Raw genomic sequence first — 22,645 nt, 5'->3', positions numbered from 1 at the left:
CCTACATGGATCGCGTATCCATGTAGGAGCTGCCGCAGGCTGCGATCTTTTGCTTTAAATAATCACATTCCCTTGCGCCGCTCCGCCCGAGCCATGCGCTGTACTTCCTGACGCACTTCTTCCAGCACTTCCTGCACATACAAGATATGTCGGCTGGAAACTTCCCGCGCCTGCTCGGCCCTTCCTTCAATAATCGCCAGGTACAACTCCCGGTGCTGCGTGATAAGCATGTCGCGGGTTTCCGTACGCTGCTTGTACATCCCGCCGATGTTGGTCACCACGTTACGCTTGAGCAGATCGAACAACCCACGAATGGTGTGCAGCAACACCGCGTTGTGACTGGCTTCAGCAATTGCCAGGTGGAATTTCGCATCCGCCGCCCCCTCTTCCGCCCGACTTACCTCGTCGTGACGCGTATAGCAGTCCTGCAATTCGTTGAAGGCCGCGGTCAATCGCTCGCGATCAACGTCCGTAGCACGCAGGGCTGCGTAATAGGCGCAGGAGGCTTCCAGGGTGTGACGAAATTCCAGCAGATCGCGCTGCGCTTCAGGGTTGCTTTCCAGCAGATGCAGCAGCGGATCGCTGAAGGTTGACCCCAGCGACTCCACCACATAATTGCCACCACCCTGGCGACTGACCAGCAAGCCCTTGGCCGCCAGTTTCTGAATCGCTTCGCGCAACGAAGGGCGTGACACGCCGAACTGCTCGGCCAACGCACGTTCGGCCGGCAAGCGCTCACCCGCCTTCAGCGTGCCCTCGAGAATCATCCCCTCGAGCTGCTCGACAATATCGTCAGACAAACGGCGCTGACGAATTTGATCAAACCCCATAACTCATTTCTCCACGATCCCGACGGCTCGCCGGGGTCTCTATTCTGGCCTATCAGGGCTGTGTCAGCACCTGCCAGACGGCATTTGGTCGAGCGGACCAGATGAATTCTGCAGCGCGTATTCGACAAAAGTTTTAGGGCGGCAAATTGACACGCCACCTACAAGGCTTTTACCCTAGCCAACAGCGATTGTAAATTGGTATTACCAATTACCCAAGAACGCTGACCAGTGCCTGACCAACAACAATTAGGGGCCACCCCATATGCAAACCTGGCAACAGCTCTATTCTCCGCTCGGCAGTCTCGGCGTGTCCGCGCTCGCGGCCGTTATCCCCATCGTGTTTTTCTTCCTGGCATTGGCCGTGTTCCGACTCAAAGGACACGTGGCCGGCAGCATCACGCTGGCCTTGTCCATTGCCGTGGCGATCTTCGCCTTCCAGATGCCCGTCGACATGGCCTTCGCCGCCGCCGGCTATGGTTTTGCCTACGGTCTGTGGCCGATTGCCTGGATCATCGTGGCGGCGGTATTCCTCTACAAACTGACGGTCAAGAGCGGCCAGTTCGAAGTGATCCGCAGCTCGGTGCTGTCGATCACCGACGACCAGCGTCTGCAAGTGCTGCTGATCGGCTTCTGCTTCGGCGCCTTCCTGGAAGGTGCCGCCGGTTTCGGTGCGCCGGTAGCGATTACTGCCGCCCTGCTTGTAGGACTGGGCTTTAACCCGCTGTACGCCGCAGGCCTGTGCCTGATCGCCAACACCGCGCCGGTTGCCTTCGGCGCCTTGGGGATTCCGATCATCGTCGCCGGGCAAGTGACCGGTATCGACGCGTTCAAGATCGGCGCCATGACGGGCCGCCAACTGCCGCTGCTGTCGCTGTTCGTGCCGTTCTGGCTGGTGTTCATGATGGATGGCCTGCGCGGCGTTCGCGAAACCTGGCCGGCAGCATTGGTGGCCGGTTTGAGCTTTGCCGTCACCCAATACTTCACGTCGAACTTCATCGGCCCGGAACTGCCGGACATCACCTCGGCCCTGGCCAGCCTGATTTCCCTGACGCTGTTCCTGAAAGTCTGGCAGCCAAAGCGTGCCGCAGGCCAACACATCGTCGGTGCCGTCTCGGCTTCCGTGGTGAGCGCCAGCGCCGGCGGTTTCGGTCAGCCGCGCAGCACCGTGGCTTCGCCCTACAGCCTCGGTGAAATTCTCAAAGCCTGGTCACCGTTCCTGATCCTCACCGTGCTGGTCACCATCTGGACCCTGAAACCGTTCAAGGCAATGTTTGCCGCTGGCGGGTCGATGTACAGCTGGGTGTTCAACTTCGCCATCCCGCACCTGGACCAAATGGTGATCAAGGTCGCACCGATCGTGGCCGCCCCGACCGCTATCCCGGCGGTGTTCAAACTCGACCCGATTTCCGCGACCGGCACGGCGATTTTCTTCTCCGCCTTGATCTCGATGTTGGTACTGAAGATCAATGTCAAAACTGGTCTTACCACTTTGAAAGAGACCTTCTACGAGCTACGCTGGCCGATTCTGTCCATCGGCATGGTGCTCGCCTTTGCCTTCGTCACTAACTACTCGGGCATGTCCTCGACCATGGCGCTGGTTCTGGCAGGCACCGGTGCAGCATTCCCGTTCTTCTCGCCTTTCCTCGGCTGGCTGGGTGTGTTCCTGACCGGTTCCGATACCTCGTCCAACGCACTATTCAGTTCGCTGCAAGCGACCACTGCGCACCAGATCGGTGTGAACGACGTGTTGCTGGTTGCGGCGAACACCAGCGGCGGCGTGACCGGCAAGATGATCTCGCCACAATCGATCGCCGTCGCCTGCGCCGCGACCGGTCTGGTGGGCAAGGAATCGGATCTGTTCCGTTTCACCCTCAAGCACAGCCTGTTCTTTGCAACGATCGTCGGCCTGATCACGCTGGCTCAGGCCTACTGGTTCACCGGCATGCTGGTGCACTAAGTACTACACGATAAAAAGCAAAAACCGACGCCGGACCACGATTCCGGCGTCAGCTATTCACAACCCGGTCTGTAAGGCTGCTGAAAGCTTGCCTCTCTATATTCAGCAGCCACAACAGACGGATAACCGGGACCACCCGGAGACACGCCTGATGAGCGAGCTTTTTTACAACGCTGTTCCAAATGCGACCCGCGTCGCCCCGCCACTGCCCGAGCCTCGGCAATACCCCAGCGAGAAACCGTCACGGGTCTATCTGTTCGGAACCTGCGTGGTGGATTTGTTCTACCCTGAAGCCGGGATGGACGCGATTCACTTGCTGGAACGCGAAGGCATTCGTGTCGAGTATCCGCAGGGGCAAAGCTGCTGCGGGCAACCGACCTACACCTCGGGTTACACCGAGCAGGCGAGGACCGTGGCACGCTCGCAACTGGCGCTGTTTGCCGGGGACTATCCGGTGGTGGTGCCTTCGGGATCGTGTGCCGGGATGTTGCGCGAACACTACGCCGACTTGTTCAAGGACGAGCCGGACACGCTGAAACAGGTTCAGGCGCTGGCGGCCCGGACTTATGAACTGGCCGAGTTTCTGTTGTTTGTCTGCAAGGTGCAGCTCAAGGACAGCGGCGAACCGGTGAAAGTGGCGTTGCACACGTCGTGCTCGGCACGCCGTGAGATGAACACCCACCTGCACGGTCGCGAGTTGTTGTCGCAACTGAGCAACGTGGAGCGAGTCGACCACAGCCATGAAAGTGAATGCTGTGGCTTCGGTGGGACTTTCAGCGTCCGTATGCCAGACATTTCCGGCGCGATGGTGGCTGACAAGACCCGCTCGTTGAAGGAATCCGGCGCGCACCAGGTACTGAGTGCCGACTGCGGTTGTCTGATGAACATCAACGGCTCGCTGGAGAAACAGAAGGAAGCGTTGCGCGGCCAACACCTGGCCAGCTTCCTTTGGCAGCGAACCGGAGGTGTTCTATGAACGCTTCCGCGATTATTCCTACGGTTGCCGTGGAAGAAGATTTCCGCACCCGTGCTCACAAGGCGTTGGGTGACAAGCAACTGCGAAATAACTTTCGCACGGCGATGGATTCGCTGATGACAAAAAGGGCAGCGTCCTTCAGCGATGCCCACGAAAGAGAACATTTGCGAGTGCTGGGCAATGCAGTCCGTGCCCGTGCTTTATCCAAGTTGCCCGACCTGCTCGAGCAACTTGAACAGAACCTGACCCGCAACGGTGTGACAGTGCACTGGGCGGAAACGGTGGACGAGGCCAATGGCATCGTCCTCTCGATCATCCGCGCTCACGAGGGGCGGCAAGTGATCAAGGGCAAATCGATGGTCAGCGAAGAGATGGAGATGAATCACTTCCTCGCTGAACAGGGCATTGAATGCCTGGAGTCGGACATGGGCGAGTACATCGTCCAGCTCGACCACGAGAAGCCTTCACACATTATTATGCCGGCGATCCACAAGAATGCCGGTCAGGTCGCGTCCTTGTTCCACGACAAACTTGGCGTGGAATACACCAAGGACGTTGACCAACTCATTCAGATCGGTCGCAAGGTCTTGCGGCAGAAATTCTTCGAAGCGGACATCGGCGTCTCCGGCGTCAACTTCGCCGTGGCCGAAACCGGCACCTTGCTGCTGGTGGAAAACGAAGGCAACGGGCGCATGACCACTACCGTGCCGCCGGTGCACATCGCCGTCACAGGCATCGAAAAAGTCGTGGAAAACCTGCGCGATGTGGTGCCGCTGCTGTCACTGCTGACCCGTTCAGCTCTCGGCCAGCCGATCACCACATACGTCAACATGATCTCCGGCCCGCGCAAGGAGCATGAACTCGACGGCCCTCAGGAAGTGCACCTGGTATTGCTCGACAACGGTCGCAGCCAGGCCTTCGCCGACAGCGAATTGCGCCAGACCCTGAACTGCATCCGCTGCGGCGCCTGTATGAATCATTGCCCGGTCTACACCCGAATCGGCGGCCACGCCTATGGGGAGGTTTACCCCGGGCCTATCGGAAAAATCATCACACCGCACATGGTCGGCCTGGCGAAAGTCCCGGACCACCCGAGCGCCTCGTCGCTATGTGGCGCCTGCGGTGAAGTCTGTCCGGTAAAAATTCCGATTCCGGCGCTGCTGCGTCGCCTACGGGAAGAGAACGTCAAAGCCCCGGACAGCCCTCATCAAGTGATGCGCGGCCAGGGCAGCAAGTACTCGCGCAAAGAACGGTTTATCTGGAATGCCTGGGCGAAGCTCAACAGCTCACCTACGCTTTATCGACTGTTCGGCTTCTTCGCCACTCGCTTGCGCACGCTGGCGCCGAGCAACATCGGCCCGTGGACGCAAAACCACAGCGCACCGAAACCCGCTGCCCGCTCACTGCATGACATGGCCCGCGAGCATCTGGCCAAACAGGGAGATCGCTGATGAGCGCCAAGCAAAATATCCTCGCCAAGTTACGGAAAAGTCTGACCGGCACCACACCGGTACCTGACGAATTTGACGTCGAACTGGTGACAGCGCCCTACACATACCCCGCCGAGCAACGCATCCCGCAGCTGCGCCAACTGATGGAAGCGGTGCACACCGAAATCCATCTGACGTCCGACGAAGGTTGGCCTTCATTGCTTGCTCAGTTGTTGCGGGACCGTCAGTTGCCGAGCCTGTTGATTGCACCGACTACACCTCACGGGCAACGCGTCACTCAGCACTGGGCGAAAAATCCTGATCTGCCGACGCTCAAAGCCTACGACCGTCCGGTTGAAGAGTGGAAGACCGAATTGTTCAACGACACGCCGGCCAGCCTGACCGGCACCCTCGGCGCAGTCGCTGCCACAGGTAGTCTGATTCTCTGGCCGACGCGGGAAGAGCCGCGACTGATGAGCCTGGTGCCGCCAGTGCATTTCGCCCTGCTCAAGGCCAGTGAAATCCGCGACAACTTCTATCAAGTGCAGCAGGAATTTGAGTGGGCCCAAGGAATGCCGACCAACGCCCTGCTGGTGTCCGGCCCGTCGAAAACCGCCGATATCGAGCAGGTCCTGGCCTACGGCGCTCACGGTCCGAAAGACCTCGTGGTCATGATCCTGGAGGACCAATGAATCTACCCGCGGCTTTCCTGCGAGATGCGCAGCAACTGATTCCCCAGGAGCGACGTTTCGACGACCCGCTGTCGACCTTGGCCTTCGGCACCGACGCCAGTTTCTACCGGTTGATTCCGAAACTGGTGATTCGTGTCGAGTCGGAAGATGAAGTAGTCGCGCTGCTGAAACTGGCGCAACGGGATCTAGTCGCGGTAACCTTCCGCGCCGCCGGCACCAGCCTGTCCGGCCAGGCCATCAGTGACTCGGTGTTGATCGTCCTGGGGGATAACTGGAACGGTCGCGAGATTCGCGGGAAAGGTACGCAAATCCGTCTGCAACCGGGTGTGATCGGCGCACAGGCCAACGCCTGGCTGGCACCGTTCGGGCGCAAGATAGGCCCGGACCCGGCCTCAATCAATGCCTGTAAAATCGGCGGCATCGTCGCCAACAATGCCAGCGGCATGTGCTGCGGCACGGCGCAAAACACCTATCACACGTTGGCGGGCATTCGTCTGGTGTTGGCCGACGGCAGCCGTCTCGATACCGAAGATGCGGCGAGTGCTGCTGCGTTTCGTGAGAGCCACGCTTCGCTGCTTGAACGCCTGGCAACGTTGGGCCGTGAAACCCGCGCCAATGCCGAGCTGGCGGCGAGAATTCGCCACAAATACCGTCTGAAAAATACCACTGGCCTGTCACTCAATGCGCTGGTGGATTTCGACGAGCCTGTGGATATCTTGAGCCACTTGCTGGTGGGCTCCGAAGGCACCCTCGGCTTCATCAGCGCGGTGACTTACGACACGGTGATCGACCACCCGAACAAGGCCTCGGCACTGATCGTGTTCCCGGATGTGGAAACCTGCTGCAACGCCGTCACCGTGCTGAAAAGCCAACCGGTGTCGGCCGTCGAACTGCTGGACCGCCGCAGTCTGCGTTCGGTGCAGGACAAACCCGGCATGCCCGCTTTCGTACAACAGCTGTCGAACAATGCCTGCGCGCTGCTGATCGAATCCCGCGCCGCATCGTCCACATTGCTGCAGGAACAACTGGCGCACATCATGGCGTCGTTGACTTCTTTCCCGGTGGAAAAACAAGTCGACTTCACGGAAGACCCGGTGGAAAACGCCCGGCTCTGGGCAATCCGCAAGGACACCTTCCCCGCCGTCGGCGCCGTGCGCAAAACCGGCACCACGGTGATCATCGAAGACGTGACCTTCCCGGTGGAACAACTGGCCATCGGCGTAAACCGTCTGATCGAGCTGTTCGACAAACATCACTACGACGAAGCGATCCTTTTCGGACACGCGCTGGAAGGCAATCTGCATTTCGTCTTCACTCAAGGCTTCAACAACCCGGAAGAAGTCGCACGCTATCAGGCGTTCATGGACGACGTGGCGCAACTGGTGGCGGTGGAGTTCGGCGGCTCGCTGAAAGCCGAACACGGCACCGGTCGCAACATGGCGCCCTTTGTCGAACTGGAATGGGGCAGCGATGCCTACCAGTTGATGTGGCAGCTTAAACGCCTGCTCGACCCCAACGGCATTCTCAACCCGGACGTGGTGCTCAGCGAGGATCCGCAGATCCACCTCAAGCACCTGAAGCCGTTGCCGGCCGCCGATGAGATTGTGGATAAGTGCATCGAGTGCGGCTTCTGCGAACCGGTCTGCCCATCTAAAGGCCTGACCCTGAGCCCGCGCCAGCGCATCGTGATCTGGCGTGACATTCAGGCGAAGAAACGCGCTGGCGTGGACACCACCGAACTCGAAGCCGCTTACGACTACCAAGGCATCGACACCTGCGCCGCCACGGGACTCTGTGCGCAGCGTTGCCCTGTAGGAATCAACACCGGCGAGCTGGTGAAAAAGCTCCGCAGCCGGAAGGCAACTCATACAAAAACCGCCAATTGGCTGGAAGGCAATTTCGCCACCGCGCTGCAAGGTGCACGTTTCACCCTGCACGTGGCCAACGGCGCACGGATGCTGCTGGGGGCGCCACGATTGGCAAAGCTTTCGGCAACATTGACGCGCCTATCCAAAGGTCAGGTCCCACAGTGGACCAACGCCATGCCGCAACCGGAAAAAGCCATTCGCTTCAGCCCGACAGTGTCGGACGAACGCCCTCGAGTGGTGTACCTCGCGGCCTGCGTGTCACGGGCAATGGGCCCGGCGGCGGGTGATAAAGAGCAAATGTCGCTGTACGATAAAACCCGTGGGTTGCTGGAAAAGGCCGGTTACCAAGTGGTCTTCCCGGACAACCTGGACAACCTCTGCTGCGGGCAACCGTTCGCCTCCAAGGGCTACGCCGAACAGGCCGAACACAAGCGCCAGGAACTGATCGGCGCCTTGCTGCACGCCAGTCGCGGCGGGCTCGACCCGATCTACTGCGACACCAGCCCCTGCACCTTGCGCCTGGCCCAGGACCTGGGCGATGTTCGCCTGGACCTGTACGACCCGGTGCGTTTCATTCGTACGCATTTGATGGATCGCCTCGATTTCACGCCGCAGGAAGCGCCGATTGCGGTGCACGTCACTTGCAGCACCCAGCACCTTGGCGAAAGTCAGACGCTGATTGATCTGGCGCGTAAATGCAGCAAAAACGTGGTCATTCCCGAAGGCATTCACTGCTGCGGGTTTGCGGGGGATAAGGGTTTTACTACGCCGGAACTGAATGCACATTCGTTGCGCACGCTCAAGGATGCGGTGCAGCAGTGCAGCGAGGGGATTTCGACCAGCCGCACTTGTGAGATCGGTCTGACGCAGCACGGCGGAATTGATTACCACGGGCTAGTCTATCTGGTGGATCGGGTAACGCAGGCGAGGGTCAGGCAAGAAAAATAGAACCCTGATGCGCTGCCATAGTCCACAGAATAAGCCCGGACGTTACCGGGCTTTACCCAAACTCGGCAGCCCGTCCTGACGGCCAGCGCAGCCTGGACCCTCAGTTCAAGGAGATACACATGAAACGTTCTGTACTGTTAGGTCTGTTCGTTACTGTCTCACTGATGGCGTCCACCTCGTTTGCCGCCGAAGACCTCTGTGCGGTCAACTTGAAAACCATCGAAAATGCCAAGGCACAGACTCCTCCGGAAATGTCTGATCAGGTAATGGAAAGCGTCACGAAAGCCAAAGCCGATCAGGCAAAAGGCACCAAGCAAGGGACTGAAGATTGCATCGCCGAGACCACCCAAACTATTCAGGCCATTCAGAAGTCAAGTGACGGCGGCAAACAATAGTCCCAGCACAATGCCAACCTTCGGGTTGGCCTTCTGCCCCATCTGGTACCACCCAATACGAGCAAGCCAAAACCCGTCAATTGCGGGTTTTGTTGCATCTGGGGTTCGTACCAACTCCGCAGAAGGAGCGAGGCCCACCAGCGAAAAGAGGCAATCGCTCCCTTTTTACTGCGATTGTTTCTATCAAACAGTTTTTTCATAGCCTTTTTTGCAAAAACCGAATTCCTGCGCAGCGCCGTAGTCTTTTAAGTAGGCCCCATCAATCGTGGCTTATGTTCCGACCTCGGCCGAGCCGCCCGCTCATACGGTAGCACCGAGACCATCAGTTCAAGGAGATATCCATGAAACGTACCGCACTCGCTGGTCTGTTCATTTCTGCTGCAATGTTGGCCTCTCCTGTATTTGCTGCGGACAACAACCTTTGTACGAGCAAGCTGCAAGAGCTCAAAAGCAAAGTGAATTCACTGCCGGCGACCTCCGGCAACGCCACAATGGAGATCAAAAGACTGATGTCCAGCGCCGAAGCTTCCCAAGCCTCCGGGGACGACAAAAAATGCGTCATCGAGGCCACCCAGGCAATGTCACTCGCTGACCAACAACGCAACCAACCCACCCCATAATCTGTGGTGGCCAACCTTCGGGTTGGCCTTCTCACGCGTGTTGGCGTACACTGCGCAGGCTTGTTGCTCACTTTGATTCACAGAGCAACAGGCTCGGGGCCGTTTAGGATTCGACGCCGGTTGCGAAACTTTAGGTGCATGCCGAGTTGGTAACAGAACTCGTAAATCCACTGTTGCAACTTTCTATAGTTGCCAATGACGAAACCTACGGGGAATACGCTCTCGCTGCGTAAGCAGCCTTAGCCCTTCCCTCCTGGTACCTTCGGGTCCAGCAATCATCAGGGGATGTCTGTAAACCCAAAGTGATTGTCATATAGAACAGAATCGCCGTGCAGTACGTTGTGGACGAAGCGGCTAAAACTTACACAACTCGCCCAAAGCACCCTGCCCGTCGGGTCGCTGAGGGTTAACTTAATAGACACGGCTACGCATGTAGTACCGACAGCGGAGTACTGGCGGACGGGGGTTCAAATCCCCCCGGCTCCACCACTTCAACATCTAAAGACGTCCAAGGACGTCTTTTTTTGTGCCTTAAATCCAGTGAAATCAAGGGTTTCTAGCGCTTCTGAGCTTCATAATGGTTTTTTGAGTTCCAGGCGCTTTGGTATTCCAGGTGGTATCCCGGGCTACCTGGTGCTATTTTCAGGATACCAAAACGGTGCCAGAGGTAGCTCCCATGCCTACTCAAGCAACCCGTCTCTCCGATCGCCAGCTCAAGGCGGTCAAGGTAACCGGCAAGGATTTCGTCCTCAGCGATGGCGGTGGCCTTCAGCTCCGGGTCAGGGCCAGCGGCTCGATGATGTGGAACTTCAATTACCGCGAGCCGGTGACCAAAAACCGCATCAATATGGCCTTGGGCCCGTATCCTGAACTCTCACTGGCAAACGCCAGAAAGAAAGCGGTTGAAGCCCGCGAGCTGCTGGCACAAGGCATCGACCCCAAAGCTCAACGCAATGAGCTTAAGCAAGCCAGACTCGCCGAGACCGAACACACATTCGAGAACGTGGCCACCGCCTGGTTTGAGTTGAAGAAAGACTCTGTCACGCCGGCGTACGCCGAAGACATCTGGCGGTCGCTCACGCTGCATGTTTTACCAAGCCTGAAAACAACGCCTCTCTCGCAAATCACCGCTCCAATAGTCATCAAACTCCTTCGCCCAATCGAAGCCAAAGGCAGCCTCGAGACAGTGAAGCGGTTGAGCCAACGGCTCAACGAGATCATGACTTACGGAGTGAACTCCGGACTGATTTTCGCTAACCCTCTCAGCGGCATTCGGGCGGTCTTCAAGAAGCCCAAGAAAGAGAACATGGCCGCGCTACGACCCGAAGAGCTATCCGAGCTCATGATCGAAATCGCGAACGCCAGCATCAAGCGGATCACTCGCTGCCTAATCGAATGGCAACTGCACACCATGACCCGTCCTGCCGAAGCGGCGACTACCCGATGGGTAGATATCGACTTTGACAAACGCATCTGGACAATCCCGTCGGAGCGCATGAAAAAGCGTCGTCCGCACACCATCCCGCTGACCGAACAGGCACTCGCGTTACTGGAGACGCTCAAGCCCCACAGCGGCCACAGGGAATACGTGTTCCCGGCAGATAGGAATCCGCGCACCCACGCCAACAGCCAGACCCCCAACATGGCGTTGAAACGCATGGGCTTCCAGGACCGCTTGGTCAGCCACGGTATGCGCTCCATGGCCAGCACCATCCTGAACGAGCATGGGTGGGATCCGGAACTGATCGAAGTCGCGCTGGCGCATGTCGACAAGGACGAAGTCCGAAGCGCTTACAACCGAGCTGACTACATTGAACGTCGGCGTCCGATGATGGCTTGGTGGAGTGAGCACATCCAAAAAGCAGCAACGGGCAGTCTGTCGGCAGCTGCCATCAATGACACCAGGAACTGCAATGTCGTGCCGATACGGTGAGCGCTCACCGAACGCCGCCGGTAACCGAAAATGACTCCCAAGATGGAGTGATGGTTGATTTGGCGACAGCGGCGACACTGGCGACAACCCGCGTAATACCTAGTCTGCAGCATGGCGACAGAGGTGGCGACTGTCGCCGCTGTAAGCCTCTCTCTTGGGGCTTTCGCGGCCAAGCCCACACGGACGGGAAGGCTCCGCATTCCCGTCCGTGCGGGCTCACATTAAAAACCGACGAACGACCACCCGGCCATGGAAAACCACCGGCCTCCAAGCTCTTCCAGCGCTATCGATTGGCGCAAGAGCCGCCCCCAAAATACTGTTGACCGCGAGCAGAACGAGCGCTACACAGAACCGTACAAGCGCTGTCCTAGACAGCACCCAGGTAGCCAGAACCTTTGAGGCTACGCCACACCGTGGTGGTTCTCCCCAAGTGCGATTAGCGTCCGGCGGCTCGCACGGTCACAGCGATGTGATAGATGCCACTTCTTCCAGAATGCCCACTGCGGCAACTCATGCCCCCTCCTGGTTGCTCTGCAGCAACTTATCCGCTTGGCCAGTTCTTGCGCCAACCTTTTGCCCGTCTCTTTCCCCCGAAAGAGACGGGCGCATCTCACACTGCTGCAGCCCTGCTCGCATGGGGCTTTGCGGCTTTCCCCCTCGTGACAATCGGCGTGACAAAACCGATTCGACACGTCTCGCATTATCGCTGGCTACGGGGCTGCAGCCCAGGACAGGCTGCACCTGACTGACAGTCAGGCATGCCCCCCTCGCAACGATGGTGCTCTCCTCCCGCTCATGGTCTCACGGTACTGGATTCGTCAACCGGTGCAGCCTCAACCCGCCCGCATCCTCGGATGCGTTCAGGAGGCCAGATCGATGGGAAATGCCCGCGCTCTTGGTCGTACAGGGCCGTTCGTTCCGCGTCAGTGAACACCCTCACAGGTCGCAGGGGCCTTTGTCCCTGATAACACTCAACATCCGTGGCGGGAGCGTGAGGGAAACAACTGCTGAACAGGAGACAGATGATGCTGCAATCAACCTGGAGCTTGCCGCCGCAAGCCTTGCTGGAGGCCAACCCGACGCCATTAGATTATCCGGTGGCCGCCCTCGGTGATCTGCTGGGACCGGCCGTCGAGCGCATGGCCGAAGTGATGGGAGTGCCGCAGGCCATGGCGGCGCAATCGGTGCTGGCCACCTCGGCCTTGGCCACTCAGGGGCATGCCAATGTGCATTTGGATGGCCGGGTCTATCCGCTGTCACTGTACCTGCTCACTATTGCGGCTTCCGGTGATCGCAAGACGGCAGTGGATAAGCTGGCCCTGCAGCCAGCCCGCGAATGGGAACGCCTGCAATGGCAGGCCTACCGCGAAAAACTCAGTCGCTATCGCGCCACACTTGCGCAATCTCAGAAGCAGATGGCAACGATCGATGGCCACACCGACACGCCAATCCAGATAGAGCCAGAGCCCGTAGCACCAAGGCTGATCAGCAGCGAACCGACCATCGAAGCCCTGACCAAAAGCCTGTGCTTGGGTCTGCCCAGCATGGGGCTGTTCAGCGATGAGGGCGGCCAATTCCTCGGCAGCAGCACCATGAGCCGGGACAACCGCCTCAAGGCCGTGACCACTCTGTCCTCGCTGTGGGACGGCAACCCCATCGATCGCTCGCGTTCCATGGCCGGAGAAAGCCTGCGCGCCTATGATCGGCGCTTGAGTCTGCATTTGATGCTGCAACCTTATTTGGCGGGACAACTGCTCAAGGATCCGCTGCTCCACGGCCAAGGCATCTTCGCCCGTTGCCTGATCACCTGGCCACAGAGCTTGGCCGGACAGCGTTTTTATCAGCCGGTGGATCTCACCCAAGACATCATCCTCAAACGCTACACCCAACGAATCACCGACCTGCTGCAACGCCCCTGGGCGATCGGCAGCGATGGCGCGTTACACCCCAAAGTCCTGCCCCTGAGAAGTCTGGCCCGGCAAACTTGGATCAACCTGCATGACACCATCGAAGCCCAACTGGGCGAGTTCGACGAACTGGCCAACGTGCGCCCCAGCGCCTCCAAGGCCGCGGACAATCTGCTACGGATCGCCGGCCTCTTTGCAGTACTGGAAGACCACGAACTGATCGAGGTCACCCATATCCAGCGCGCTTCCTCGCTGATGGATTACTACCTGACCGAGATCCAACGGCTGACCGAGCAGGAACCGATCAACACCCTGCGGGAAGAAGCCGATCGGCTGCTGCGTTGGCTGCAGGAAAAACAGTGGTGCCGTTTCACGGTTCGAGATCTGTTGCGCAACGGCCCGCGCTTCGCCCGCAAAAGCAGCCATCACACGTTGGCCCTGCTGGTCGAGTTGATCACTCATCAATGGCTGGGCACAGACGGACACTCCTTCGAGGTGCGCCATGTTTCGACTCAATGAAGCCCTACGCAACCGGCGCGCCGAGGCGAAAAACGCTCATCATTTACAACTTGTCGCCACCACTGTCGCCACTTTGTCGCCACGCTCCACGCCAGATACCACGGGGCTTGTCGCCACTGTCGCCGCTGTCGCCAAAAACCAAGGGGACAGCTCACACATCAGGGATCTGATTGAGTGCCTACACCAGGAAGGTGCCGAGTTGTTCTGCCTGGACAACCGGCTGTGTTTTCGTCCCAGTGACTGGGGCCAACTTCCCCCCGTGAACGGCCAGTGGCGCGAGCTATTGGCTTACCTATGCCAACAGGCGAAGGAGCTCCAGGATGGCCCTGATCGGCAGGCGTGACGGTCGCAACTTTGGTTATGGTCGCCAACTGAGCTACGCCGGTCCGCAGGCGCTCAAGGATCTGTTTGGCGGCGGCCATTTCGCCACGGTAAAAGCCCACAGTGATCGTTGGAAGGCGTTCGTTAAGTGGTGCCGGTCCGCTCAAGGCCCTGGCTACAACGATACGCGGCAAATCGATCAGCAGACGCTGCTCGACTATGCCCAGTACCTGCGTCAGCAAATCGACCACGGCAACCTCAGCATCGCCACCGCGCAAAACCGGTTGTCCAGCGTCAACCGCACACTCGCGGCGCTGCGCGGTGATCAGTATGTGAAAGTCCTGAGCCCGAGCCAGGCGTTAGGACAGCAGCGTTCGACCGTACGCACCCGCGCGCCGGATGGCCAAGACCGCCAACAGGTGAGGCGAGTCATTGAGGTTCTTCGCGAACAAAAACACGACCGGGTGGCCGCTATTGTCCTATTGGCCCGAGAAACAGGTATGCGTCTGCGAGAAGCGATCCTGGCGGATCTGCCATGATTGCAACGAGAAGCCAAAAATTTGGGTCGCATCAACATCCAGGACGGCACCAAAGGCGGCCGTTCAGGTGCTTCAGCGCCGAGATGGGTCGTAGCAAGTGAAGAGGTGAACACGGCGCTGCAGTTTGCTCGTAATGCGTCACCGCCCGGCAGCCGCGACTTGCTGGCCCGACACGAAAGCTACGCCGCGTTCCTGCAACAGACCGTACTCCCCGCCCGCGAAACGCTACATGAACAAGGGCTGAAGGGCTTTCATGAACTGCGAGCGGCCTACGCCTGCGAACGTTACGAACAGCTCACTGGCCACGCCGCACCGGTCAATGGTGGCCACTGCTATCGCATTGACCGTGACCTTGATCAGCAGGTGCGCCAACAGATCAGCCTTGAAATCGGGCATTACCGGATCGATGTGGTTTCGGCCTACATTGGAGGTCGAGCGTGACCAAGCCGTTCGATATGGCGCTGTTCCTGAGCGGCGTACTGACTGGCTCGAAGGTCACCCAGCAACGACACCTACGGCAAGCCCGAATCATGCAAGCGGCCATTCAACAACGATGGCAGCGAGACAATCCCTGGACCTGGCAGCTCAAGCATGTGCGCTGGTTTTTCACTCAGCACCTGAAAGACCATTCCGGCGCTACCCGGTATTACTATCGACTCACCGCTCTATTGATCTGGAAGCGATTAGGGAACAACCGAAAATTGCTGATCTGACGCTCGAATCGTGAGTAGGCAGCCTTCCAGGATCGCTTGTCCGCCTTTATCTATCTCAGCGTGGATATTCTCTTGCTGATGAACCTGCTCGAAGAACACTGCCGCAATTGCAAAAAACGACTGTGAATTCAACCGGTCGATGCAACAGATTGGCTAAATCGTTCAGCGGGCGTTTCGTATTTTCGTATTTTCGTGTTTTCGTGTTTTCGTGTTTTCGAGGGCGACTATTTAGCTGCCTTACAAAGTCCTCGCCTGTAGCAGGCTTGCCGTTATTGGCTTTTCGCGAGCCACCAAGGCGTTTTGTCGTTGCGGCCGCCGACAAAATGGTTGCTCTCTATGTGGCGTCACGTCAGACTCCAAAATCGACGAATAGGCGGGGAGAAGTGCTGTTTAACTCCCAAGAATAAAGCAGCGATACCTCTCTTTTGACCCGTCGGATTCTGAAGCCTCAATAGGTCTGTAGTTATCGACCCCGGGCGGACACGGAATATGGATAATCTGAGCGGGTTGATTGCCTTTGTGCGGGCAGCGGAAAATCAAAGTTTTACCCTGGCGGGCAGAGCGCTGGGCATCTCGTCTTCTGCAGTAGGAAAAAGTGTCAGCCGTCTTGAAGAGCGGATTGGCGTGCGCTTGTTCCACCGTAGTACCCGGCAAATCAGCCTGACCAGCGAAGGCCTGGATTTTTTTGGTCGTTGCCGGACCTTGCTCCAGCAATTGCAGGATGCCGAGGCCGCGCTTTCCCACTCCAAGACCCGCCCCAGAGGGCGTCTGCGAATCAGTTTGCCGGCCGTGGGCTATCGTCTGATCTCAGGAATGTTGCGCGAGTTTTACCAGCGCTATCCGGAAATCGAACTGGACCTGGACTTCAGCGACCGACTGGTCGATGTGGTCGATGAAGCCTTTGATGCCGTGATCCGAAGCGGCGAACTGCCCGATTCCAGCCTTGCAGCGAAAAGAATCTGCACGTTCAGGTTCGTCTTGTGCGCAGCGCCTGACTACCTGCAACGCTATGGCACGGCAAAGAGCGTCGAGGATCTCCAGCACTATAAAGGCATCGCCTATAAATTCCCCTCGAATGGCAAACTCCAGCCCTGGTGGCTGAAGGTCAATGGCGATACCGTCAAGATCAGCCTGGAAACCACGGTGGTCATGAACAGCGTGGAAGCGGTCCTGGCAGCGTGTCGTAATGGCCTGGGCCTGGCCTACCTGCCTGACTTCGTCATTCAGGAATACCTGGCCAGCCACGAATTGATCAGGGTGTTACCCGAATTGAGCCTAGAGGGGGATTTCTGGATTGTCTGGTCGCCAAGCCGGTTGCTGTCACCCAAGACCCGCGCATTCATTGATTTTCTCGGTGAAGCGCAACTGATGAGCAGCCCTGAAGGCGGCTGATTGCTCCTTCAGGGCACGCCACACACTCAGTCGATCAGCAGTTTTTTGAAACGCGTCGAATACTGGATAGCCTCCACCGACTTCAAGCGTACCGGCACCTTATAGGCGTCCATCAGCCGCCGGGCAAAGTGCCGGATATCGCGTAGCACCGTCGCCGTCGAGTCCCCGTAGTCGCTATCCAGGACGATATGCGCAGCGACGAATTGCCCGGTCAAGCCATTGGCCTCGCCGTACGCCTTGCAATCACGCACCTGCGGATGGCGAAGCAGCACGGATTCAACTTCCGCGGGGTAGACCTTCTCGCCACCGACATTAATGATCTCTTTGCTGCGACCGAGGATTTTCAGGTAACCATCGGCATTGACCTCCACCAGGTCGCCGGTCTTGAACCAGCCATCGTCGGTGAAGCTGTCCATCGAGTGGTTCAGGTAGCCCATGACTTGAGTCGCACTGCGCAGCCAGAGCTCACCATCGACGACTTTGTGTTCACTCGAGCCTTCCTGAAAGCGCATATACAGACTATCGGACGACAACGAGCTGGTGTTGATAATGCCCGTCTCGCTGGTGCCGAAGGTCTGCAGAAATTTTACCCGTGGCAGGTGCTCGCGCAGTTTGAGCAACAAACTCTCCGGCATCGGCTCCGTGCCGTAGGTAATCATGCGCAAGCTGCTGAGGTTGCAGGTGTCGAACACCTGGTTGATCAACATCAGGTTCAAGAATGTCGGCGAGGTCGGCAGCACGGTAATGCGGTGTTTCTCAATCAGGCGGGCAACGGTGTCCGGGGTTTTGCTGACCGCGATCGTTGCCGTTCCGCCAATGGAAAGTATGTTCAACAGCGTATTGATGCCGCCGATATGATCGAACAGCAGAAACAGAAAGATATGGAGGCGTCGAGATCGTTTTTCGGAAAATTCGCCCACCAGTCGGTCAAGGTCATGCAACATCGCCTTGGGTGTGCCGGTGGTGCCACTGCTGAATAGAATCAGGCCGGCATGCCCCTGTTTTTTAAGCTCGCCGATCATCGGGTTTTCCGGAGCTTGAGTAAGGACGCATGGCCGGATCTGGCGGGTATCGATATCGATCACAAACTCAGGGTTTGCCGCCGCCTGCTTATTTTGAATTTCCGCCGGGTTCTCAGCGGTGTTGAGGGCAATGATGTGGCCGTTCTGGTACAGCGCCAGGAATAGCGCGATGCCCGCGAACGAAAAGTCGCCGCTCATGAAAACTACCGCTTGCCTGGGCACGCCATTCGCGGCCAACCATTCCAGTTGAACACCGATCTCGTCGCTCAACTGGGCGTAGGTGTAGGACTGTTCAGGGTCATTCAGAAAGATCTGGTTCGAAAACTGCGCAAAGCCGTTTATCAGCGGTTTAAAGATCATGGCTTATTCCCTTGATTGAAATGGCATCAGAAACGCACGGGCAGTTCGTCGGGGCGGCGCAGTACCGTGCCGTTGATCCAGCGGATCGACGCCGGGTCACATGCCAGTTCCAGGTCGGGCAATGCCTGTACCAGGGTCGACAGCACGGTGGCTATTTCCAGGCGTGCCAACGCCGGGCCCATGCAGCTGTGGATGCCATGGCCGAATTGCATGTGCGCGGCCTTGTCCTGGCGGTCGGGATTGATCAGCAGCGGTGCGTGGAACACGCTGGGGTCGCGATTGGCGAGGAACACGTTGGCGTACACCGTGGTGTTCGCCGCAATCACGCCGCGGCTGGTTTGCAGGGCCTGGGTGGTCATCCGGGGGAACGCCGATAACTTGCCGATGGGAATCAGCCGAATGAGCTCTTCGATCAATTGCGGCGCTCGATCGGGGTTTTCCCGGACGTGCTGCCAGAGCGATGGCGCGCACAGCAAGGTATAGAGACTTTTAGTCATCACGCTCAGGGCGTTATGGTCGCCCCCCAGCAGAATACCCAGCAGCACGCCGACAAACTCCCGGTCGCTCAGCGGGTCTTCCAGGGTGTGACGCTGGTCGACATATTGGCGAATAAAGCCGTCAGGATGCGCCTCCCTGCGGCCCTGCACGAAGTCCATCATGTAATCGAAACTGGCGTTGACCGCCGCTTCGATGCCGACGATATCGTCCGGCGGCGCCGATTGAATCATTTGGCTCCAGGGCCGGAACAGCAGCCGGTCCTCTTCGGGGATGCCGAGGATGTGACACACCGTCGATGAAGTCAGGCGCTCCAGCACCGAGGCAAACAGGTCCGGCGGCGTCACACCTTTGCGCATCTGCTCGATGCTGTCGACGGTCACAGTGGTCACGTGTTGGCGCACGCTTTCCAGGCCACGCTTGCTGAAAGCACGCGTGACGGTCGCGCGGGAACGCATGTGAGCCGGGTTGTCCAGATTGAGCAACAGTTCCGGCTGAGTCGGGCCGGGGAGAAAGGTCGGGCCGTTTTCAATGTTACACAGGGTTCGACTGATGCTCGGGTCGGCCAGAAACGCCTTGCAATCGGCGTATCCGGTCAGGTGAGTGGCGACGTGGCCGCTGGGCAACCTGATTTGCGGCAGTTGACCTTGCCAGCCCACGGTTTGGTAATAGGGCGCTGCGTCGAGGTTGGGGATATCCAGCACGCTGGGAAGGAGGCGCATGTTCATCGGGCACCTGCCTGTGCGCGGGGTTGTGCCGCGCCAATGAGTGCACGCACGGCATGCTGAGTCTCGAGGCTGTCGACAAATAAAATGGCGTGCCAGCCGGCGGCTCGCGCGGCTTCGCAGTTTTCTTCGACATCGTCGATCAGCACGCAGGCGGCGGCAGGTACGCCAATCTGGTCGGCCGCCAGCGCAAAGATTTTCGGGTCCGGTTTGCGCAGTTTTACCTTGCAGGAATCGACGATGCTGTCAGCGACATCATCCAGACCCACCATGCGCCGCCACGGCGTTTCCCACTCCACTACGTTGTTGGTGAGGATGCACGCCTTCAGGCCGGCCGCTTTCACTTCATGGAAAAGCTCGAACATGTGTTCGTTGACGTTGTGCGGGGAAAACCACTGCTCGCCATGGTTATCGAAATCGCAACGGCTCAAATCAATGCCCGGATACAGCTCGGACAATGCCTTGCTCATGCCCTGCCCCCATTCGACCTGAGTCATCATTGCCAGCTCGATGGGCGCCTGGAATTGCACATTCAGCGGCTTGGCCACGGCATGCATGGCGGCTTCCATCTGGCTGCGGCTGATGCCGGTATTTTCCTGGTAGACGCGGTACAGCTCGTCGATGGAAGGCGACAGCACGCCGCCGAAGTCGAACCAGATTGCTTGGATAGTCATGGTCATCTTTCCTTGATTGTCAGGTCAGTTAGGGAGGGCAGGTACTTCTACGGGAGCAATGATGTGAGCATCGCGCAGCGATAAATGGGCAATGCCGATCGACAGCCCGACGCCAAAACCACAGGCAATCAGGTTGTCCTGCCGCAAGTCTTCGCGGCCGTGCCGCTTGCAGATCATCAGCGGGATCGACGAGGGGCCGGTGTTGCCCACGTCAGCCACTTCGATGGGGACCTTGGCCGGCGCAACACCGAGCTTTTTGGCCAGGTAATCGAGCATGAATTTGTTGGCCTGGTGCAGCAGGAAGAACGGCACACGCTCAGGGTCGATGCCTTGGTCGCGAATGAAGGCGTTGATCGCCGACGGCACTTTCTCCAGGGCAAAGTTCATCACTTGGCCGCCGTCCATATGCAGCCCGGCGGCCTGTACCCGGCTGGTGGCGCTGGGCGTGTAATCCAGCGCAGTGTTGAGGTATTGCGCGCCGGCGCCATCGGTATTGAACGCAAACCCGAGTGCCTGATCGCCGCCTTCCAGCAGTGTGCAGGTCGCGGCATCGCCGAAGACCAGCCGCACGTGCCGGTCTTCAGGATTGAGCAATTTGCTGATCACATCGCCGGTACACACCAGTACTCTGCGGCAGCCGCCGGCCTTGATCAGCATGGCCGCCTGAAACAGGCCATAGATGTAGCCGGAACAGCCAAAATTGAGGTCGAAGGCTGCAAGCGCTTTCTTCAACCCCAGGCGATCAGCCAGCATTGCACTGCTGGCAGGCATCAGGCTGTCGGGCGTTTGCGTGACGACCACCAGGCCATCGATGCTGGCGGGATCGATGTCCGCCGCATCGAACAACGCCAGGGCAGCAGCGGCGCATAGATCCACCGTCGACAGCCGATTGGCCACCCGCACTTGATGGATGCCGGTGCTCTTGGCGATCCGCTGCACTTCTTTTTCACCAAACAACGTGGCGAAATCGGCCAGGGTCATTACGTCTTGGGGGATGGCGGCCGACAGCGCGCGGATCGACACCCCATCGATAAACGCGTTCATGAGGGTTCACTGACACGAGCGTCAGCCGCATCGGCCTGGATGGCATCGAACAGCTCACCCATGGTTTCAACCTCATCGAGCACGGCAGGGCTCAAGGCAAAACCGAACTGGTCATTCAACACACCCAGCAGCGTGACCTTGGTCAATGAATCCCAATTGCTCAGGGGGTGCAGCAATACATCAACTTGAAGTTCCGATTCGCGCAGTTCCAGAAGTTCTGCCAGTTCTTTCTTGATGGCGTCCAGGTTCATGGTGAAGTCCTTTTGCAAGAGAACGTGAGTTAGAGGCCGCCGAGATACACGACTTGGCCGGTAATGAAATTGCTGCGCGGTGAAAGGAAAAAATCCGTCACATTGGTCACATCGTCGAAGGTGCCAAAGCGCTTCAGCGATTGTTGCGCCAGCAGGTCTTTCATTTTTTGTGCAGGGATGACCCGCGTCAGATCGGTATCGATCGGTGTAGGGCCCACGGCATTGACGGTGATGCCAAAGCTGGCCAGCTCCTTGGCCATCACACAGGTCAGGGTTTCCACGGCGGCTTTGGACGCGGCATACAGTGCTTCGCCTTCCAGCTTCAACGGTTTGGCCACTGTGGAAAAATTCACAATGCGTCCCTGGCGCCCGGCTCGCATGAGCTTTGCCGCCTCCCGGCTGAGCAGGAAAGTGCCCAGCACATTGGTTTGCATGATGTTTTGCGCGGTCTTGTAGGGCGTCAGCAGCGAGTGGTTCATGCTGGCGATCCCGGCATTGTTGATCAGGTAATCAAGCCGATCGCAGGTGCCGCGCACGTGCCTCATCAGTTCGCTGATGGCCTGTTCATCGGCCACATCGGCGATAAAGTGGTCATAGCCCGGATGGCTCAGATCGCTGGACGAACGGCTACAGCCGATCACACGATGACCCTGGGCAAGGTAGTACTCGGCAAGATGCCTGCCGATGCCCTTGCGCGTCCCTGTAATAAGCGTGACAGGCGTGTTATCGGCCATGAGACACCTGTGCATTCAGCTCGAGAATGTAGTTGGCGAAGGTGTTTACCGACTGGAACGGGCTGCGCTTGGGGGACATGGCACTGTCGTTGACCAGCGTCATCTTGACCCCCAGTTGCTCCTCGATCATCTGCTCGACGTCAATCACGATGGACACCAGGCTCATTGAATCGAGGACGCCGCCGACACCATAGAGGGCGGTGTTTTCGCCTTTTTCCAGGCTGATGGGCTGGGCGAGACTGTGGTTTTCATTTTCAATCGCGTTATAAATGATGCCGAGAATTTGCTCTTTCATAGGGA

Annotated in this window: 19 protein-coding genes, 1 other RNA gene and 1 pseudogene; 13 read left to right on the top strand and 8 right to left on the bottom strand. The window is 58.3% G+C overall.

All coding sequences use genetic code 11. The features are described from left to right. Positions 1-62: 62 nt before the first annotated feature. Entirely contained in the window at positions 63-830 is a 768-nt protein-coding gene (locus FQ187_RS19740; protein ID WP_149630764.1) for a GntR family transcriptional regulator, read from the bottom strand. 262 nt (positions 831-1,092) lie between these two features. On the opposite strand from FQ187_RS19740, the gene FQ187_RS19735 reads away from it, so the two are divergent. The 13 genes and pseudogenes from FQ187_RS19735 to FQ187_RS19670 all read left to right on the top strand — a co-directional run bounded on the left by FQ187_RS19735 (position 1,093) and on the right by FQ187_RS19670 (position 17,040). Beyond that, on the top strand, positions 1,093-2,787 hold the full coding sequence (locus FQ187_RS19735; RefSeq protein ID WP_149630763.1) for a lactate permease LctP family transporter: 1,695 nt from the start codon (positions 1,093-1,095) through the stop codon (positions 2,785-2,787). A 151-nt stretch (positions 2,788-2,938) separates the two neighbouring features. Continuing rightward, the gene (locus FQ187_RS19730; protein WP_149630762.1) at positions 2,939-3,763 is read left to right on the top strand and encodes a (Fe-S)-binding protein; all 825 of its coding nucleotides are present in this window, start codon (positions 2,939-2,941) and stop codon (positions 3,761-3,763) included. Further along, positions 3,760-5,214: a LutB/LldF family L-lactate oxidation iron-sulfur protein gene (locus FQ187_RS19725; protein WP_149630761.1), complete on the top strand. Its 1,455-nt coding sequence runs from the start codon at positions 3,760-3,762 to the stop codon at positions 5,212-5,214. The genes FQ187_RS19730 and FQ187_RS19725 overlap by 4 nt, the downstream gene beginning before the upstream one ends. After that, entirely contained in the window at positions 5,214-5,885 is a 672-nt protein-coding gene (locus tag FQ187_RS19720; protein ID WP_149630760.1) for a lactate utilization protein C, read from the top strand. Before FQ187_RS19725 ends, FQ187_RS19720 begins: the two co-directional genes overlap by 1 nt. Beyond that, a complete protein-coding gene (locus tag FQ187_RS19715; protein ID WP_149630759.1) occupies positions 5,882-8,701 on the top strand; it encodes an FAD-binding and (Fe-S)-binding domain-containing protein in 2,820 nt (939 codons plus the stop codon). Before FQ187_RS19720 ends, FQ187_RS19715 begins: the two co-directional genes overlap by 4 nt. Before the next feature lie 119 nt (positions 8,702-8,820). Continuing rightward, a complete protein-coding gene (locus FQ187_RS19710) occupies positions 8,821-9,096 on the top strand; it encodes a hypothetical protein (protein WP_149630758.1) in 276 nt (91 codons plus the stop codon). Positions 9,097-9,437: 341 nt separating this feature from the next. Next, a complete protein-coding gene (locus FQ187_RS19705) occupies positions 9,438-9,716 on the top strand; it encodes a hypothetical protein (RefSeq protein ID WP_149630757.1) in 279 nt (92 codons plus the stop codon). A gap of 95 nt (positions 9,717-9,811) precedes the next feature. Next, positions 9,812-10,205: a transfer-messenger RNA gene (gene ssrA / locus FQ187_RS19700) on the top strand. 187 nt (positions 10,206-10,392) lie between these two features. Continuing rightward, the gene (locus FQ187_RS19695; protein ID WP_149630756.1) at positions 10,393-11,649 is read left to right on the top strand and encodes an integrase domain-containing protein; all 1,257 of its coding nucleotides are present in this window, start codon (positions 10,393-10,395) and stop codon (positions 11,647-11,649) included. A gap of 1,025 nt (positions 11,650-12,674) precedes the next feature. Continuing rightward, positions 12,675-14,075 (top strand): YfjI family protein, encoded by a 1,401-nt coding sequence (locus tag FQ187_RS19685; protein WP_149630755.1) that lies wholly within the window; start codon positions 12,675-12,677, stop codon positions 14,073-14,075. 320 nt (positions 14,076-14,395) lie between these two features. After that, positions 14,396-15,376, top strand: a pseudogene (locus tag FQ187_RS19680) (integrase domain-containing protein). Beyond that, positions 15,373-15,648, top strand: a complete 276-nt coding sequence (locus FQ187_RS19675; RefSeq protein ID WP_149630754.1) for a hypothetical protein — start codon at positions 15,373-15,375, stop codon at positions 15,646-15,648. Before FQ187_RS19680 ends, FQ187_RS19675 begins: the two are co-directional and overlap by 4 nt. A 489-nt stretch (positions 15,649-16,137) precedes the next feature. After that, on the top strand, positions 16,138-17,040 hold the full coding sequence (locus FQ187_RS19670; protein ID WP_122843097.1) for a LysR family transcriptional regulator: 903 nt from the start codon (positions 16,138-16,140) through the stop codon (positions 17,038-17,040). A gap of 26 nt (positions 17,041-17,066) precedes the next feature. On the opposite strand, the gene FQ187_RS19665 is transcribed toward FQ187_RS19670, so the two are convergent. The 7 genes from FQ187_RS19665 to FQ187_RS19635 are packed head-to-tail and all read right to left on the bottom strand — an operon-like array spanning position 17,067 to position 22,640. Next, positions 17,067-18,422: a fatty acid--CoA ligase family protein gene (locus FQ187_RS19665; protein WP_149630753.1), complete on the bottom strand. Its 1,356-nt coding sequence runs from the start codon at positions 18,420-18,422 to the stop codon at positions 17,067-17,069. A 26-nt stretch (positions 18,423-18,448) separates the two neighbouring features. Then, complete coding sequence (locus FQ187_RS19660) at positions 18,449-19,639, bottom strand: cytochrome P450 (RefSeq protein WP_178122737.1); 1,191 nt, start codon at positions 19,637-19,639, stop codon at positions 18,449-18,451. A gap of 2 nt (positions 19,640-19,641) precedes the next feature. After that, complete coding sequence (locus FQ187_RS19655) at positions 19,642-20,316, bottom strand: HAD family phosphatase (protein ID WP_122607550.1); 675 nt, start codon at positions 20,314-20,316, stop codon at positions 19,642-19,644. Between the two features lie 24 nt (positions 20,317-20,340). Continuing rightward, entirely contained in the window at positions 20,341-21,360 is a 1,020-nt protein-coding gene (locus FQ187_RS19650; protein ID WP_149630751.1) for a 3-oxoacyl-ACP synthase III family protein, read from the bottom strand. Further along, positions 21,357-21,611, bottom strand: a complete 255-nt coding sequence (locus FQ187_RS19645) for a phosphopantetheine-binding protein (protein WP_149630750.1) — start codon at positions 21,609-21,611, stop codon at positions 21,357-21,359. The genes FQ187_RS19650 and FQ187_RS19645 overlap by 4 nt, the downstream gene beginning before the upstream one ends. A 29-nt stretch (positions 21,612-21,640) precedes the next feature. Then, entirely contained in the window at positions 21,641-22,345 is a 705-nt protein-coding gene (locus tag FQ187_RS19640) for an SDR family NAD(P)-dependent oxidoreductase (RefSeq protein ID WP_149630749.1), read from the bottom strand. Beyond that, positions 22,335-22,640, bottom strand: a complete 306-nt coding sequence (locus tag FQ187_RS19635) for a hypothetical protein (protein ID WP_007933468.1) — start codon at positions 22,638-22,640, stop codon at positions 22,335-22,337. Before FQ187_RS19635 ends, FQ187_RS19640 begins: the two co-directional genes overlap by 11 nt. Positions 22,641-22,645: the final 5 nt, after the last annotated feature.

Origin of the sequence: Pseudomonas sp. ANT_J28 (assembly GCF_008370005.1) — a bacterium.
In the GTDB taxonomy this organism is placed as follows: Bacteria; Pseudomonadota; Gammaproteobacteria; order Pseudomonadales; family Pseudomonadaceae; genus Aquipseudomonas; species Aquipseudomonas frigoris.
The sequence above is the reverse complement of the archived record's forward strand: the minus strand, read 5'-3'. Positions and strand labels throughout refer to the sequence as shown.

Bases quoted from the DNA above. Each gene is read 5' to 3' on its own strand.
- FQ187_RS19740 (WP_149630764.1), bottom strand. From the start codon at position 830: ATGGGGTTTGATCAAATTCGTCAGCGCCGTTTGTCTGACGATATTGTC.
- FQ187_RS19735 (WP_149630763.1), top strand. From the start codon at position 1,093: ATGCAAACCTGGCAACAGCTCTATTCTCCGCTCGGCAGTCTCGGCGTG.
- FQ187_RS19730 (WP_149630762.1), top strand. From the start codon at position 2,939: ATGAGCGAGCTTTTTTACAACGCTGTTCCAAATGCGACCCGCGTCGCC.
- FQ187_RS19725 (WP_149630761.1), top strand. From the start codon at position 3,760: ATGAACGCTTCCGCGATTATTCCTACGGTTGCCGTGGAAGAAGATTTC.
- FQ187_RS19720 (WP_149630760.1), top strand. From the start codon at position 5,214: ATGAGCGCCAAGCAAAATATCCTCGCCAAGTTACGGAAAAGTCTGACC.
- FQ187_RS19715 (WP_149630759.1), top strand. From the start codon at position 5,882: ATGAATCTACCCGCGGCTTTCCTGCGAGATGCGCAGCAACTGATTCCC.
- FQ187_RS19710 (WP_149630758.1), top strand. From the start codon at position 8,821: ATGAAACGTTCTGTACTGTTAGGTCTGTTCGTTACTGTCTCACTGATG.
- FQ187_RS19705 (WP_149630757.1), top strand. From the start codon at position 9,438: ATGAAACGTACCGCACTCGCTGGTCTGTTCATTTCTGCTGCAATGTTG.
- FQ187_RS19695 (WP_149630756.1), top strand. From the start codon at position 10,393: ATGCCTACTCAAGCAACCCGTCTCTCCGATCGCCAGCTCAAGGCGGTC.
- FQ187_RS19685 (WP_149630755.1), top strand. From the start codon at position 12,675: ATGCTGCAATCAACCTGGAGCTTGCCGCCGCAAGCCTTGCTGGAGGCC.
- FQ187_RS19670 (WP_122843097.1), top strand. From the start codon at position 16,138: ATGGATAATCTGAGCGGGTTGATTGCCTTTGTGCGGGCAGCGGAAAAT.
- FQ187_RS19665 (WP_149630753.1), bottom strand. From the start codon at position 18,422: ATGATCTTTAAACCGCTGATAAACGGCTTTGCGCAGTTTTCGAACCAG.
- FQ187_RS19660 (WP_178122737.1), bottom strand. From the start codon at position 19,639: ATGCGCCTCCTTCCCAGCGTGCTGGATATCCCCAACCTCGACGCAGCG.
- FQ187_RS19655 (WP_122607550.1), bottom strand. From the start codon at position 20,316: ATGACTATCCAAGCAATCTGGTTCGACTTCGGCGGCGTGCTGTCGCCT.
- FQ187_RS19650 (WP_149630751.1), bottom strand. From the start codon at position 21,360: ATGAACGCGTTTATCGATGGGGTGTCGATCCGCGCGCTGTCGGCCGCC.
- FQ187_RS19645 (WP_149630750.1), bottom strand. From the start codon at position 21,611: ATGAACCTGGACGCCATCAAGAAAGAACTGGCAGAACTTCTGGAACTG.
- FQ187_RS19640 (WP_149630749.1), bottom strand. From the start codon at position 22,345: ATGGCCGATAACACGCCTGTCACGCTTATTACAGGGACGCGCAAGGGC.
- FQ187_RS19635 (WP_007933468.1), bottom strand. From the start codon at position 22,640: ATGAAAGAGCAAATTCTCGGCATCATTTATAACGCGATTGAAAATGAA.